Raw genomic sequence first — 13,979 nt, forward strand, 5'->3', positions numbered from 1 at the left:
GGAGGCTGCTGCCGGGGGTATTGACAGAACAATTGGTCTGGACCAGTCTGCTCGCCAAGCGGTGGCCACCCGCATCCCTCTCCGCACCCCCCTTTCCTTCAGGCACGGAGGCAGCAACGTGGAACGCACCCGTACACCGCGCGGACGGCGCACCGGACGGCACAGCCGTTCGGTGCGCACCGCGGCTGTGGCAATGGCCGGAGCACTGGCACTGGGCGGTTGGGCCGCCACGGCCACCGCCTCGGAGACCGGCGGCAGCGCCGGCAACCTGATCACCAACCCCGGCTTCGAGCAGGGACTCAGCGGGTGGAGCTGCAGCGGCGGCACCGGTGCCGTCACCGGCGACCCCGTCCGCAGCGGTACCTCGGCCCTGGTCGCCACCCCCTCCGGGCACGACCATGCCCGCTGCGAGCAGCGGGTGAGCGTGCAGCCGGACGAGGAGTACGAGCTGAGCACCTGGGTCCGCGGCGGCTACACGTTCGTGGGCGCCGCAGGATCCGGAATGCAGGAGACCTCGACCTGGACATCCGGCAGCGGCGACTGGCAGCAGCTGAAGGTCGGCTTCCGCACCGGGAGCGGCACCACGGAGGTGACGGTCCATCTGCACGGCTGGTACGGCTCCGCCGCCTATCACGCCGACGACGTGGCGCTGACCGGTCCCGGCGGCGAGGGCGGCGGCCCGACCGAGCCGCCGGAAGCTCCGCCGTCCGTCCCGGGCGGGCTCACCGTGGGAACCAGCACCAGCACCAGCGTTGCGCTGAGCTGGGACGCGGTCAGCGATGCCGAGCGGTACCACGTCTATGTCGACGGCTCCCGGACGGTCAGCACCTCCGCCACCTCGGCCACCGTCAGCGGTCTCGAGCCGCAGACCGCGTACTCCTTCCGGGTGCGGTCCGAGAACGCCGCCGGGGAATCGGCCCGCTCGGCACCGGTGACGGCCACCACCCGGCCGCGACCGGGTGGTGGTGGCGGTGGCGTGCCCCGCCACGCGCTGACCGGCTACTGGCACAACTTCGACAACGGCTCGGCCCTCATGAAGCTCCGCGAGGTGCAGGACGAGTACGACATCATCGCCGTCGCCTTCGCCGACGCCACCGCCCGGCCCGGTGAGATCGAGTTCAACCTGGACCCGGTTCTCGGCTACGGCTCCGAGCAGGAGTTCATCCAGGACATCGCCGCCAAGCAGTCGGAGGGCAAGTCCGTGATCATCTCGGTCGGTGGCGAGGTGGGGAACGTCATCGTCAACGACGCGGCCTCCGCGCAGCGCTTCGCGACGAGCACACTGGCGCTGATGGACGAGTACGGTTTCGACGGCGTCGACATCGACCTGGAGCACGGCATCAACGCCAGGTACCTCACCGAGGCCATGGAGGCGATACACGCGGCTGCCGGCGACAGCCTGGTGTACACGATGGCGCCGCAGACCATCGACATGCAGCACACCGGCTCGGAGTACTTCAAGCTGGCGCTCGGCACGAAGGACTTTCTGACGGTCGTCAACATGCAGTACTACAACAGTGGCTCGATGATGGGCTGCGACAACAAGGTGTACTCCGCCGGCAGTGTCGACTTCCTGACCGCGCTGGCCTGCATCCAGTTGGAGAGCGGGCTGGACGCCTCCCAGGTGGGCATCGGGGTGCCCGCCTCCCCCCGAGGCGCCGGCAGCGGCTACGTCAGCCCGGAGACGGTCACCGCCGCACTGGACTGCCTGACCCGGGGCACCCGGTGCGGCAGCTTCGTGCCGGAGCGGACCTACCCGGATCTGCGCGGGGCGATGACCTGGTCGGTGAACTGGGACCGGCACGCGGGCGACGCCTGGTCCCGTGTCGTCGGACCGCACGTGCACGGCCTGCCCTGACCCCGGCCCTCACTCCCCGGCCCTCACTCCCCGGCCCGCTGTCCCGTGCCCGCACTGCGAGCACGGGACGGCGGGCCGGAGCGGCGTGCGGCCGCTCGGCGCGAAACGCCCATATATGTGCTGTTGAGTCGCCTTTCGGCGGTGACCCTGGTCATAGTGGAAGCACGCGGGTGCCGCACCGGGGCTCCGCGGGGCCGGGCAAGGGCTCCCGCTTCCCACGGCGGCACCGGGTATGCCCCGCTGAGGAGAGACGATGGACCAGGCGATCACGGCCGAAGGGCTGGTCAAGCGCTTCGGCACGACCACCGCGCTGGACGGGGTGGACCTGTCGGTCCGGCAGGGCTCCGTGGTCGGGCTTCTGGGGCCCAACGGCGCGGGCAAGACCACCGTGGTGCGGGTGCTGGCCACCCTCCTGGAGCCGGACAGCGGCACCGCCACCGTCGGCGGCTACGACGTGCGGTCCGACGGCCATCGGGTGCGGCAGCTGATCGGCCTCACCGGGCAGTACGCCTCGGTCGACGAACTGCTGACCGGGGCGGAGAACCTGCTGCTGATCGGGCGGCTGCTCGGCATCCCCCGGGCCCGGGCCAAGAAGCGGGCCCGGGAACTGCTGGAGCAGTTCTCCCTGGCCGAGGCGGGGCACCGGGCAGTCTCGACGTACTCCGGCGGCATGCGGCGGCGCCTGGACCTGGCGGCAAGCCTGGTGGGCCGGCCGCCCCTGCTGTTCCTGGACGAACCCACCACCGGCCTCGACCCGCGGGCGCGCAGCGAGCTGTGGGACCTGATCCGGCAGCTGACCGCCGAAGGGGTGACGGTGCTGCTCACCACGCAGTACATGGAGGAGGCCGACGCACTGGCCGACCGGATCGTCGTGGTGGACCTCGGGCGGGTGATCGCCGCCGGCACACCGGAGGAGCTGAAGGCGAGGATCGGTGCGCAGACCCTCGCGGTGCGTCCGGCGAAGGAGGCGGACCTCGCTGTCGTGCGCGACGTGGTCGCGGAGGTGTCCGGCAACCCGCCGGACGTGAAGGGACAGCTGGTCACCGCCCCGGTCTCGGACCCGGCGCTGCTGTCCGTCCTGCTGCGGCGGCTGGACGAGGCGGGTGTGGTGGTCACCGAGCTGGCGCTGCGCGGATCGAGCCTCAACGACGTCTTCCTCTCCCTCACCGGAGGGCCCCCTCGGACGCCGGGGGGTTCCGGCAGCGTGGCGGCGGGCGGAGGACCCGGAACCGAAGGGACGTCCTCATGAGCGGACCGCCTGCCCCCGGGACGGCGGTGCCCGGAACGCCCGCGTCCGCGCCCGGGGAGCTCGCTGCCCGGGTCGGCCTCGCCACCGGCATCCGGCAGAGCATGACGCTGGCCTGGCGGACCGTCGTCCAGGTCCGGCACAACCCCTGGGAGCTCAGCGACTTCAGCATCCAGCCGATCATGTTCGTGCTGCTGTTCACCTACGTGTTCGGCGGCGCGATCATGGGCTCGGTCAATGACTACCTGACGTTCATGCTGCCCGGCATGCTCGTGATGAACATGCTGTTCGTGACGCTGTACGTGGGACAGGGTCTCAACACCGATCTCACCAAAGGGGTGTTCGACCGGCTGCGCTCGCTGCCGATCGCCCGCTGGGCGCCCCTGGCCGGGCGCATCGCCGCGGACCAGGTCAAGCAGCTGTGGTCGATCGTGCTGGTGCTGGGCGTCGGCATGATTCTCGGCTTCCGGATCGGCACCGACCTGCTGGGGCTGCTGGCGGCCTTCGCCCTGCTGCTGGTGTTCGCGCTGGCCTTCTCCTGGGTGGCGGTGCTGGTCGGGGTGCTCGCCAAGGATGCCGAGCGGGTGCAGATCTTCGGCTTCACCGCCCTCTTCCCGGTCACCTTCGTCAGCAATGTCTTCGTGCCCGCCGAGACCATGCCCGGCTGGCTGGAGGCGTTCGTGGACGTCAACCCGGTCAGTCTCCTCGCCGATGCCTGCCGAGGGCTGATGCTCGGCGGCCCGGTGGCCGCACCGGTGATCCAGTCGCTGCTGTGGGCGGGCGCGATCGCGGCGGTCTTCGCACCGCTGTCGGTGCGGGCCTTCAAGCGCAAGGTGTGACACCGCGGTCGCCGCCCCCGGAAGCGGCCCGGCTGACCCGGGTCAGAACAGGGTGCGGATGTAGTCCGTCACCGTGCCGTCCCCCGCGACCAGCGGAATCAGCTGCCACTTGTCGAAGATGGTGCAGGGGTGCGACATGCCGAGCCCCACCCAGTCACCGACCTCGGGCAGGCTGCCACCACCGGTATCGACGACGAACGCGTGCTGGTCGGCAAGGCGGGTCACGGCCAGCCCGTCGCCGCCGCGGACGACGCCGGCCACGTCCCGGATCACCTGGATCTCCGGCAGATCCAGGTCGTGGGCGATGTCCCGCTTGCCGGCGTTGATCAGCACCAGGCCCGGCTCCGGACGGGACACGACCTGCGCCCACAGCCGGAACGCCGGGAGCAGCGAGCCTTCCTCCGGGACCCGGTTGAACGGGGTGACCGACCGGTAGCGCCCGTCGTCGTGACTGACGTACGCGCCGGAGCGCAGCAGCCTGCACACGGGCCGGGACAGCGCCGGCAGCTCCGCGAAAGCCTCCGCCACCGCGTCGAACCAGGCGCTGCCGCCGGCGCTGACCACGATCTCCGCGGTCCCGGAGTACCTTCCGGCCCGGTCGAAGGCCACGGCCAGCCCGGTGAGCCGGCGCAGCCAGGCACGCACGGACTCACCGTCGGCGTCCGGCACCTCCCCCTCGTATCCGGCGACCCCCACCAGCCGCAGCGTCGGCACCGCCGCCACGGCATCGGCGACCGCCGCCGCCTCACCCTCGTCGCGCACTCCGGTGCGCCCGCCGGCCGCCCCCAGCTCCACCACGACCTCCAGGGGACGGACCGCGCCGGCCCGCCGGAGGGCCGCATCCATCAGGGCCACCCCCCGCTCGGAGTCCACGTAGGTGACACAGCGGAAGTCGGGGTCGGCGTCCAGCTCTCCGGACAGCCACGCCAGGGCGGCGGCGTCCACCAGCTGGTTGGCGAGGAAGATCCGCTGCACCCCGAAGGCCCGGGCGACCCGCACCTGATGCGGGACGGCCAGCGTGATGCCCCAGGCTCCGTGATCGAGCTGTTGCTGGAAGAGCTGCGGGGCCATCGACGTCTTGCCGTGCGGGGCGAGCTCCAGACCGTGGCGGGTGGCGAAGCGGTCCAGCGAGAGCAGGTTGTGCTCCACGGCCTCCGCGGAGAGCGTCAGGACCGGGGTGGTGAAGCCGCCGCGGTGGAGGCTGCGGCGCTCCGCGGCAAGCTCCCCGACGGTCAGGCCGGCCGCGTCGGGAGGCAGGCCCTTGAAGCGGTGGTCGACGACCTCGTCGGCGAGCCGGTCGAGTGCGGTGCGCATGAACGTCTCCGAGTGCTGGGAGTGTCGAGGAGGAAGGAAGCACGCAACATGCCCACCGGGTATGTTGCACAGGGCGCAACAACCATTGCGTGTACCGCGAAGCCCTGTCTAACATCCGCCGCAGACCTGGTCAACGAACGGACGGAGCCGGCCCGATGCCCGACGTGGTGTGTGTGGGCGAGTCCCTGTTCGTGCTCCGGCCCTCCGCCGCCGGGCAGAGCCTCGCCGACGCCCCGCACTTCACGCGCGGGGTCGGTGGCGCCGAGTCCAACGTCGCCTGCTCACTGGCCGCCTCCGGGCACCCGGTCCGCTGGGTCAGCCGCCTGGGCACCGACGGATTCGGCGACCACCTGCTGCGCACGATCGCCGCCACCGGGGTCGATGTCTCCGCCGTCCACCGCGACCCCGGGCGGCCCACCGGCCTCTACTTCCGTACCGACGGCGGGACGGGGGACGCGGAGGCCGCAGGCCGCAGGGCCGAGGCCGTCCACTACCGGCAGGGGTCCGCCGCCGCCGCGATGGCTCCGGGCTCCCCGCCTCACAGTGCCTGGGCGGACACCCGGATCCTGCACCTGTCGGGTGTCACCGCGGCGCTGTCGGACAGCTGCCTGCGCCTGCTGCGCGAGCTGACCGCCCGTACCCCCGGGCGTCCCCTGGTGTCCTTCGACGTCAACCACCGCCCCGCGCTGTGGGCCCGGCACGAGAGCCGGGCGGACGGCGGCACCGTCCTGCTCGAACTGGCGCGCGGCAGCGACCTGGTGTTCGTGGGAGAGGACGAGGCGGAAGCCGCCTTCGGCATCACCGGGGGTCCCGCCGCCATCCGGGCCGCGCTGCCGGAACCCGCCGCAGTGGTCGTCAAACAGGACGCACGGGGCGCCACCCTGCTGCCGGCGTCCGGCTCGGTGCACGAGCCCGCGCCACAGGTGGACGTGGTCGCCCCGGTCGGCGCCGGGGACGCCTTCGCAGCCGGCTACCTCTCCGCCCTGCTGCGGGGCCTGCCGCCCGCGGCCCGGCTGCGGCACGGCCACCTGACGGCCGCGGCCGCGCTCACCGAGCCCGGCGACATGGCGGTGCCGCCGTCCCGGGAGCTGGCCGACCGCCTGGCGGCGCTGCCGCCCGCCGAGTGGGCGGCGCTGCGGCTGCGCCAGGGCTGGACACGGCAGGAGAGTCCCGCATGAGCCAGACCCTCGACCGCGCCCTGCGCATCCTCCCCCTGCTGGCCCGTGGGCCCGCGAACCTGGAGGAGACCGCCCGCCACATCGACGCCCACAAGTCCACCGCGCTGCGGCTGCTGCGCACCCTGCACGAGCACGGGCTGGTCCACCGGCAGGCCGACCAGCGTTACCGGCTGGGCGCACAGCTGTTCGCGCTCGCTCAGGAGGCGGTCGAGCAGCTGGACGTCCGGGAGATCGCCCACCCGCACCTGGCAGCGCTGAACGAGCGCACCGGGCACACCGTGCACCTCGCCGTCCGGGAGGACGATCAGGTGCTGTACATCGACAAAGTGGAGAGCCGGTACCCGGTACGGATGTACTCCAGGATCGGCAAACCGGTCGCGCTCACCGTCGCCGCCGTGGCGAAACTGCTGCTGGCGGACCTGCCGGAGGCCGAGCGCCGGCAAGTCGCCCAGCGGCTCACCTACCCGAGATACACCTCCCGTTCGACGACCGGGCCGGCGGCGTTTCTCACCGAGCTCGCCCGGGTCCGTGAGCAGGGCTGGGCCGCCGACCTGGGCGGCCACGAGGAGTCCATCAACTGCGTCGCCGCGCCGGTCCGGGGCCCGGACGGGCGTGTCGTCGCGGCGCTGTCCGTCTCGGCCCCGAGTGTGGTGGCGAGCGAGAGCGACCTCACCGCCCTGCTCCCCCACGTCCGCCGGACCGCGGACACCGTCAGCGCCGACTACTCCGGGCGCCCTCTCCCGAAAGGCACCACCGCATGACCGAACAGACCGGGCCGGCCACCAAGCGCGCCCTCACCCCCGCCACTCACACCACCCCGCCGGCGCGCTTCTCGCACGGGGTGCGCAAGGGAAACATCCTGCAGGTCGCCGGACAGGTCGGCTTCGGCCCGGCCGTGCCCGGGCAAGCCCCCGCACCGGTCGGCCCCGGACTGCGGGAGCAGTCCCTGCGGACACTGGAGAACGTCCGGGCGGTGCTGGAGGAGGGCGGCGCGAGCTGGGAGGACGCCATGATGGTGCGCGTCTACCTGACCGACACCGCACACTTCGCGGAGTTCAACGAGCTCTGGAACGAGTACTTCGCCGACCTGCGGGCCGCGCCGGCCGCCCGGACCACGGTGTACGTCGGTCTCCCGGCAGGACTGCTGGTGGAGATCGACGCCCTGGCCGTGCTGGACTGAGGCGCCGTGGACACCGTCTTCCGGGGCGCCACCGTCATCGACGGCTCCGGCGCCCCGGCGTACACCGCCGACGTCGGGGTCTCCGGGCCGCGGATCGCCGCGATCACGGCCGGAGGCAGGCGGCTCGGCGGGCGGGACGTCATCGACGCCGCGGGGCTGGTGCTGGCCCCCGGCTTCATCGACATGCACGCGCACAGCGACCTGGCGCTGCTCCGCGACCCCGACCACTCCGCCAAGCTCGCCCAGGGCGTCACGCTGGAGGTCCTCGGCCAGGACGGCCTCTCCTACGCCCCTGTCGACGACCGCAGCCTCCCCGGGATCCGGGCGGCCATCGCCGGCTGGAACGGTGACGACGGTGACGCCGAGCCCGACTGGCGCGGCGTGGGCGAGTACCTGGACCGGCTCGACCGGGGTGTCGCGCTCAACGCCGCCTACCTCGTGCCGCAGGGCACTGTCCGCGCCCTGGTGATGGGCTGGGAGGACCGGCCTCCCACCGACCGGGAGCTCACCGGAATGCGGGAGCACGTCGCCCGGGGACTCGCGGAAGGCGCCGTCGGCATGTCCTCCGGGCTGACCTACACCCCCGGGATGTACGCCACCGGGGCCGAGCTCACCGAACTGTGCCGGGTGGTCGCCGGGTACGGCGGTTACTACTGCCCCCACCACCGGTCCTACGGAGCCGGAGCCCTGGCGGCCTACGCGGAGATGGCCCGGCTGTGCCAGGAGTCGGGCTGCGCACTCCACCTGGCCCACGCCACCATGAACTTCGAGGTGAACGCCGGCCGCGCGGGCGAGCTGCTGGAGCTGCTCGACACGGCGCGGGCCGGAGGTCTGGACGTCAGCCTGGACACCTACCCCTACCTCGCCGGCTGCACCACGCTCGCCGCGCTGCTGCCCAGCTGGGCGCACGAGGGCGGCCCCGGGGAGCTGCTGGCGCGGCTGCGGGACGACGCGGTGGCGGAGCGGATCCGCCACGACCTGGAGGTGGGCGGCTCCGACGGCTGCCACGGCGTCCCGGTGGACTGGCACACCGTCGAGATCTCCGGAGTACGGGACCCGGCGCTCGCGGCCGAACACATCGGCCGGCGGGTGAGCGGCTTCGCTCAGGCCCGGCACCTGCTGCTGGCGGACCGGCTCGGCACGACGATCCTGCAGCACGTCGGGCACGAGGACAATGTGCGGGCCATCATGCGCCACCCGGCTCACACCGGCGGCAGCGACGGCATCCTGTGCGGCGAGAAGCCGCACCCCCGGGCCTACGGGACCTTCCCCCGGTACCTCGGGCACTACTCCCGCGACCTCGGCATCCTGCCGCTGACGGAGTGCGTGGCGCACCTGACGTCCCGCCCGGCCCGCCGGCTGCGGCTCCCCGATCGCGGCCTGGTGCGCGAGGGTTACCGGGCCGACCTGGTGCTCTTCGACCCGCTGACGGTCGCCGAGGGCGCCACCTACGCCGCGCCCCGGGTCCTGCCCACCGGAATCCCGCACGTCCTGGTGAACGGTGCGTTCGCCCTCCGCGACGGCCGCCGCACCGACGCGCTGGCCGGCCGTTCGGTGCGCCGCACACCGACGGCCACGGAGGGCGGCCCGCCCGGCCCGGCGTGACCCCGTGGGACCGGGCACCCGCGACAAGGGGGGACGGGACGGTCCGTGCGGGACCCACGTGGCCCAAAACACGGGGCGCTCCCGCGCGCGGGCTCGTAGAGTGGCGGACATGCAGGTGATCCAGTCGACGAAGCTCGCCAATGTCTGTTACGAGATCCGGGGTCCGGTACTCGAGGAGGCGGAGCGTCTCGAAGCGGCGGGGCAGCGCATCCTGAAGCTGAACACCGGCAACCCGGCAGCGTTCGGCTTCGACTGCCCGCAGGAGATCCTGGAGGACATCCTCCGCAACGTCGGCAACGCCCACGGCTACGGCGATGCCAAAGGACTGCTTGCCGCCAGGCGGGCGGTGCAGCAGCACTACCAGACAAAGGGCATCCTGCTCGGGGTCGACGACATCTACCTCGGCAACGGCGTCTCCGAGCTCATTCAGATGTCCATGCAGGCGCTGCTGGACGACGGGGACGAGGTGCTCGTCCCGGCGCCGGACTATCCGCTGTGGACCGCCTCGGTGTCCCTGGCCGGCGGCACGGCGGTGCACTACCGCTGCGACGAGCAGGCCGACTGGTCGCCGGACCTCGCCGACATCGAGCGCAAGATCACCGACCGCACCAAGGCCCTGGTGATCATCAACCCGAACAACCCCACCGGCGCCGTGTACAGCGAGGAGGTCCTGCGCGAGCTGACCGAGATCGCCCGCAGGCACCGGCTGGTGGTGTGTTCGGACGAGATCTACGACCGGATCCTGTACGACGGCGCCACGCACACCCCCACCTCGGCGATCGCCCCCGACCTGCTGACACTGACCTTCAACGGCCTGTCCAAGAACTACCGGGTCGCCGGGTACCGCTGCGGCTGGATGGCGGTGTGCGGGCCGAAGGAGCACGCCACCAACTACATCGAGGGCCTGACGATCCTGGCGAACATGCGGCTGTGCGCCAACATGCCCGCCCAGCACACGGTTGCCGCCGCCCTCGGCGGACGGCAGTCGATCGAGGACCTGCTGCTGCCCGGAGGACGCATTCTGGAGCAGCGGAACGCGGCCTACGAGCTGCTCACCCAGATCCCCGGGGTCAGCTGTGTGAAGCCGAAGGGCGCGCTGTACGTCTTCCCGCGGCTCGACCCGAAGGTGTTCAAGATCAAGGATGACCGGCAGATGGTCCTTGACCTGCTGCGGGCGGAACAGATCATGATCGTGCACGGCACGGGCTTCAACTGGCCGGAGCCCGATCACTTCCGCATCGTCACGCTGCCGTCGGTGGAGCAGCTCACCGACGCGATCACCCGCATCGGGAACTTCCTCGGCGGCTACAGCCAGTACTGACCGCCCGGGCGGTCAGTACTGGCTGCCGGACGCTCGTGGCCGGTCAGGTGGTGTACTCCGAGTTGATGCGGACGTACCCCTCGGTCAGGTCGCAGCCGTAGACGGTGAACTCGCCGGTGCCGATGGCCAGATCGATGCCGATGAGGACCTCCTCGCCCCGCATGTGCCCGGCGACGGCCTCCCGTACCTCCGCGTCGGTCCGTTCACCACCGCCGAGGGGGTACACCTCCGTGTCACCGAACCGGATACGCGCCTTCTCCTGGTCGATGTCCGTGTCGTCGGAGCACTTGCCGATCGCCATGGCCACCCGGCCCCAGTTGGGGTCGGCGCCGCGCACGGCGGTCTTCACCAGCGGTGAGTTGACCACGGTCTTGCCGACGCGCTTGGCCTGCGCGTCGTCCCGGGCGCCGGTGACCCGGACCTCGATGACCCGGCTCGCGCCCTCGCCGTCCCCGGCGATGGCCTTGACCAGCTGGAGCGCACAGCTGTACAGGGCCTGCTCGAACTCCTCCGGCACGACGTCCCCCGCGAGCCCGTTGGCGAAGAGCACGGCGGTGTCACTGGTGGACGTGTCGGTGTCGATGCTGACGGCGTTGAACGTGCGGTCCATCACCCGCCGGAAGATCCGGTCCTGTTCGGCCGGGTCGAGCCGGGCGTCGGTGGCGAAGAAGGTGAGGAGGGTGGCCATGTCGGGTTCGATCATCCCGACGCCCTTGGCGATTCCGGTGAGCGTGGCGTCACCGCACCGGACCCGCACCTCCTTGGGCCGGGTGTCGGTGGTCATGATGGCCCGCGCCGCCCGGCCGAACCCGCCCTCGGGCAGCGGCGTGGTGATCCCCTTGAGATGCGGGCGGATCCGCTCCATGGGGTACTGCAGGCCGATGACCCCGGTGGAGGCGATGAGCAGCTCGCCGGCGTCGACGCCCAGCGAGGCGGCGACCGTGTCGCGTACCTCCCGGGCGTTCCGCAGTCCCTCCGGCCCGGTGGCCACGTTCGCGTTCCGGGCGAGCACGACGACTCCCCGGGCCTGCCCGTCGCGTGCCGCCTCCCGGCTCAGCTCGACGCTGGCCCCCACGAAGCGCGAACGGGTGAACACCGCACTGACGGTGGCGGGCTCGGTGGAGAACAGCACGGTGAAGTCGTCCCGCCCGTCGTCGGCCAGACCCACCGGTGCGGTGTGCACCGCGAAGCCCTTCGGTTCCGGCGTCACGTCGTTCATCGTCGCGGTTCCCTCACTGTCGTCGTCGGCCGCACGTCCGGCCGCTCAGCCGGCGCCCTTTGCTATTTCGGTCGGACTATAGTCCCCCCTTCCTTGCTGCCGAACGCCTTTTCACCGCCGTCGGGAATGCAGCGACCGGCCATGATCGGTACGGCTCCGGCGAGCCGGGCCCGCAACACCGGAACCCACCCGGCGCCGGGGCGCGGGTGGGTTCCGGTCGGTACGGGACGCGCGTGCCGCGCGCCCGGTCAGCCGAGGCGCTCGACCAGGGCGCGGTACTCGTCCCACAGTTCCTTCGGGGTGTGGTCGCCGAAGGTGTTGAGGTGTTCGGGGATGAGGGCGGCTTCCTGGCGCCAGACCTCCGGGTCGACCTCCAACAGGAAGTCGAGCTCCTCCTGCGACAGGTCGAGACCCTCGGTGTCCAGGGCGTTGGGGGCGGGGAGCGTGCCGATGGCGGTCTCGACACCCTCGGCCTCACCGTTGAGGCGCTCCACGATCCACTTCAGCACCCGGCTGTTCTCTCCGAAGCCGGGCCAGACGAACCGGCCCTGTCCGTCCTTCTTGAACCAGTTGACGTAGTAGATCTTCGGGAGCTTGGCGGCGTCCGCCCGCGCACCGACCTTCAGCCAGTGGCCGAAGTAGTCGCCCATGTGGTAGCCGCAGAACGGCAGCATGGCGAACGGGTCGCGGCGCAGCTCACCGACGGTGCCCTCGGCGGCGGCGGTCTTCTCGGAGGCGACGTTGGCCCCGAGGAACACTCCGTGCTGCCAGTCGAAGGACTCGGTGACCAGCGGGACGGCGGTGGCGCGACGGCCGCCGAAGAGGATGGCGGAGATCGGCACGCCCTTCGGGTCCTCCCACTCGGGCGCGATGATCGGGCACTGCGACGCGGGCACGGTGAACCGGGCGTTGGGGTGCGCGGCGGGGGTGCCGGACTCCGGGGTCCAGTCGTTGCCCCGCCAGTCCGTGAGGTGGGCGGGCGGCTCCTCGGTCATGCCCTCCCACCAGACGTCGCCGTCGTCGGTCAGACCGACGTTGGTGAAGACGGAGTTGCCCCACAGGGTGCGCATGGCGTTGGCGTTGGTGTCCTCGCCGGTGCCGGGGGCGACGCCGAAGAATCCGGCCTCGGGGTTGATGGCGTGGAGCCGGCCGTCCTCGCCGAAGCGCATCCAGGCGATGTCGTCACCGATCGTCTCGACCTTCCAGCCGGGGATGGTCGGCTCCAGCATGGCCAGGTTCGTCTTGCCGCAGGCGGACGGGAAGGCGGCGGCGATGTAGCGGGCCTCGCCCTGCGGCGGGGTCAGCTTCAGGATGAGCATGTGCTCGGCCAGCCAGCCCTCGTCACGCGCCATGACGGACGCGATGCGCAGCGCGTAGCACTTCTTGCCGAGCAGGGCGTTGCCGCCGTACCCGGAGCCGAAGGACCAGATCTCCCGGGACTCGGGGAAGTGCGAGATGTACTTGGTGGAGTTGCACGGCCACGGCACGTCCCGCTCGTCCTCGGCGAGCGGGGCGCCGACCGAGTGCACGGCCTTGACGAAGAAGCCGTCGTCCCCCAGCTCGTCGAGGACGGCCTGCCCCATGCGGGTCATGGTGCGCATGGCGGTGGCCACGTAGGCGGAGTCGGTGAGCTCCACTCCGAGGGCCGAGAGCGGTGAACCGAGCGGCCCCATGCAGAACGGCACGACGTACATCGTCCGGCCGCGCATCGAGCCGCGGAAGATGCCCTGCTCACCGGAGAAGAGCTCCCGCATCTCCGCGGGGGCCCTCCAGTGGTTGGTCGGGCCGGCGTCCTGCTGCCTTTCGGAGCAGATGAAGGTGCGGTCCTCGACCCGGGCGACGTCACTGGGGTCGGAGGCGGCGTAGTAGGAGTGGGGGCGCTTGGCCGGGTTGAGCTTCCGGTAGGTCCCCTTGGCGACGAGCTCCTCGCAGAGGCGCTCGTACTCGGCCTCGGAGCCGTCGCACCACACGACGCGGTCGGGCTGGGTGAGGGCAGCGATCTCGTCGACCCAGGCGAGGAGCTCCTGGTGCTTGGTGGGTGCCTGGATGGTGGAAGCCGTGGTGGAGGGCGCCACTGTTCGCTCCTGAGGTTGAGGGTGCTCGCCGAACGTCTGCACGGACGTCCGGACAACAGGCTGATCACACGAATGCGGCCCCGTGGGGGCTGCGATCCGGACGCCGCCACTGATCGCTCATCCGGTATCGACCACGCTCATCTG

Annotated in this window: 11 protein-coding genes; 8 read left to right on the forward strand and 3 right to left on the reverse strand. The window is 71.7% G+C overall.

The genetic code is table 11. The annotated features are described in order from the left end of the window. Positions 1-118: 118 nt before the first annotated feature. The 3 genes from PJ985_RS05155 (at position 119) to PJ985_RS05165 (ending at position 3,943) form a co-directional block, all read left to right on the forward strand. Positions 119-1,858: a chitinase gene (locus tag PJ985_RS05155; RefSeq protein ID WP_443033412.1), complete on the forward strand. Its 1,740-nt coding sequence runs from the start codon at positions 119-121 to the stop codon at positions 1,856-1,858. Between the two features lie 253 nt (positions 1,859-2,111). Continuing rightward, on the forward strand, positions 2,112-3,107 hold the full coding sequence (locus PJ985_RS05160) for an ATP-binding cassette domain-containing protein (RefSeq protein WP_271682324.1): 996 nt from the start codon (positions 2,112-2,114) through the stop codon (positions 3,105-3,107). Further along, the gene (locus PJ985_RS05165; RefSeq protein WP_271682325.1) at positions 3,104-3,943 is read left to right on the forward strand and encodes an ABC transporter permease; all 840 of its coding nucleotides are present in this window, start codon (positions 3,104-3,106) and stop codon (positions 3,941-3,943) included. Before PJ985_RS05160 ends, PJ985_RS05165 begins: the two co-directional genes overlap by 4 nt. 42 nt (positions 3,944-3,985) lie before the next feature. On the opposite strand, the gene PJ985_RS05170 is transcribed toward PJ985_RS05165, so the two are convergent. Continuing rightward, positions 3,986-5,257 (reverse strand): alanine racemase, encoded by a 1,272-nt coding sequence (locus PJ985_RS05170; RefSeq protein WP_271682326.1) that lies wholly within the window; start codon positions 5,255-5,257, stop codon positions 3,986-3,988. A gap of 155 nt (positions 5,258-5,412) precedes the next feature. On the opposite strand from PJ985_RS05170, the gene PJ985_RS05175 reads away from it, so the two are divergent. From PJ985_RS05175 to PJ985_RS05195, 5 genes are all read left to right on the forward strand, one after another. Further along, entirely contained in the window at positions 5,413-6,435 is a 1,023-nt protein-coding gene (locus PJ985_RS05175) for a sugar kinase (protein ID WP_271682327.1), read from the forward strand. Then, entirely contained in the window at positions 6,432-7,196 is a 765-nt protein-coding gene (locus tag PJ985_RS05180) for an IclR family transcriptional regulator (protein WP_271682328.1), read from the forward strand. Before PJ985_RS05175 ends, PJ985_RS05180 begins: the two co-directional genes overlap by 4 nt. Beyond that, entirely contained in the window at positions 7,193-7,615 is a 423-nt protein-coding gene (locus PJ985_RS05185; protein ID WP_271682329.1) for a RidA family protein, read from the forward strand. Before PJ985_RS05180 ends, PJ985_RS05185 begins: the two co-directional genes overlap by 4 nt. A gap of 6 nt (positions 7,616-7,621) precedes the next feature. Further along, the gene (locus PJ985_RS05190; protein ID WP_271682330.1) at positions 7,622-9,220 is read left to right on the forward strand and encodes an N-acyl-D-amino-acid deacylase family protein; all 1,599 of its coding nucleotides are present in this window, start codon (positions 7,622-7,624) and stop codon (positions 9,218-9,220) included. A 109-nt stretch (positions 9,221-9,329) separates the two neighbouring features. Beyond that, a complete protein-coding gene (locus tag PJ985_RS05195; protein WP_271682331.1) occupies positions 9,330-10,541 on the forward strand; it encodes a pyridoxal phosphate-dependent aminotransferase in 1,212 nt (403 codons plus the stop codon). A gap of 43 nt (positions 10,542-10,584) precedes the next feature. On the opposite strand, the gene argJ is transcribed toward PJ985_RS05195, so the two are convergent. Both argJ and PJ985_RS05205 read right to left on the reverse strand, forming a co-directional pair. Beyond that, positions 10,585-11,760, reverse strand: a complete 1,176-nt coding sequence (gene argJ, locus PJ985_RS05200; RefSeq protein WP_271682332.1) for a bifunctional glutamate N-acetyltransferase/amino-acid acetyltransferase ArgJ — start codon at positions 11,758-11,760, stop codon at positions 10,585-10,587. Positions 11,761-12,008: 248 nt separating this feature from the next. After that, entirely contained in the window at positions 12,009-13,835 is a 1,827-nt protein-coding gene (locus PJ985_RS05205; protein ID WP_271682333.1) for a phosphoenolpyruvate carboxykinase (GTP), read from the reverse strand. Positions 13,836-13,979 lie beyond the last annotated feature (144 nt).

It is taken from the genome of Streptomyces sp. ACA25 (genome assembly GCF_028200735.1).
Lineage (GTDB): Bacteria > Actinomycetota > Actinomycetes > Streptomycetales > Streptomycetaceae > Streptomyces.

Excerpts from the sequence above, each read along its gene's own strand:
- PJ985_RS05160 (WP_271682324.1), top strand. The coding sequence starts at position 2,112 with ATGGACCAGGCGATCACGGCCGAAGGGCTGGTCAAGCGCTTCGGCACG.
- PJ985_RS05165 (WP_271682325.1), top strand. The coding sequence starts at position 3,104 with ATGAGCGGACCGCCTGCCCCCGGGACGGCGGTGCCCGGAACGCCCGCG.
- PJ985_RS05170 (WP_271682326.1), bottom strand. The coding sequence starts at position 5,257 with ATGCGCACCGCACTCGACCGGCTCGCCGACGAGGTCGTCGACCACCGC.
- PJ985_RS05175 (WP_271682327.1), top strand. The coding sequence starts at position 5,413 with ATGCCCGACGTGGTGTGTGTGGGCGAGTCCCTGTTCGTGCTCCGGCCC.
- PJ985_RS05180 (WP_271682328.1), top strand. The coding sequence starts at position 6,432 with ATGAGCCAGACCCTCGACCGCGCCCTGCGCATCCTCCCCCTGCTGGCC.
- PJ985_RS05185 (WP_271682329.1), top strand. The coding sequence starts at position 7,193 with ATGACCGAACAGACCGGGCCGGCCACCAAGCGCGCCCTCACCCCCGCC.
- PJ985_RS05195 (WP_271682331.1), top strand. The coding sequence starts at position 9,330 with ATGCAGGTGATCCAGTCGACGAAGCTCGCCAATGTCTGTTACGAGATC.
- argJ (WP_271682332.1), bottom strand. The coding sequence starts at position 11,760 with ATGAACGACGTGACGCCGGAACCGAAGGGCTTCGCGGTGCACACCGCA.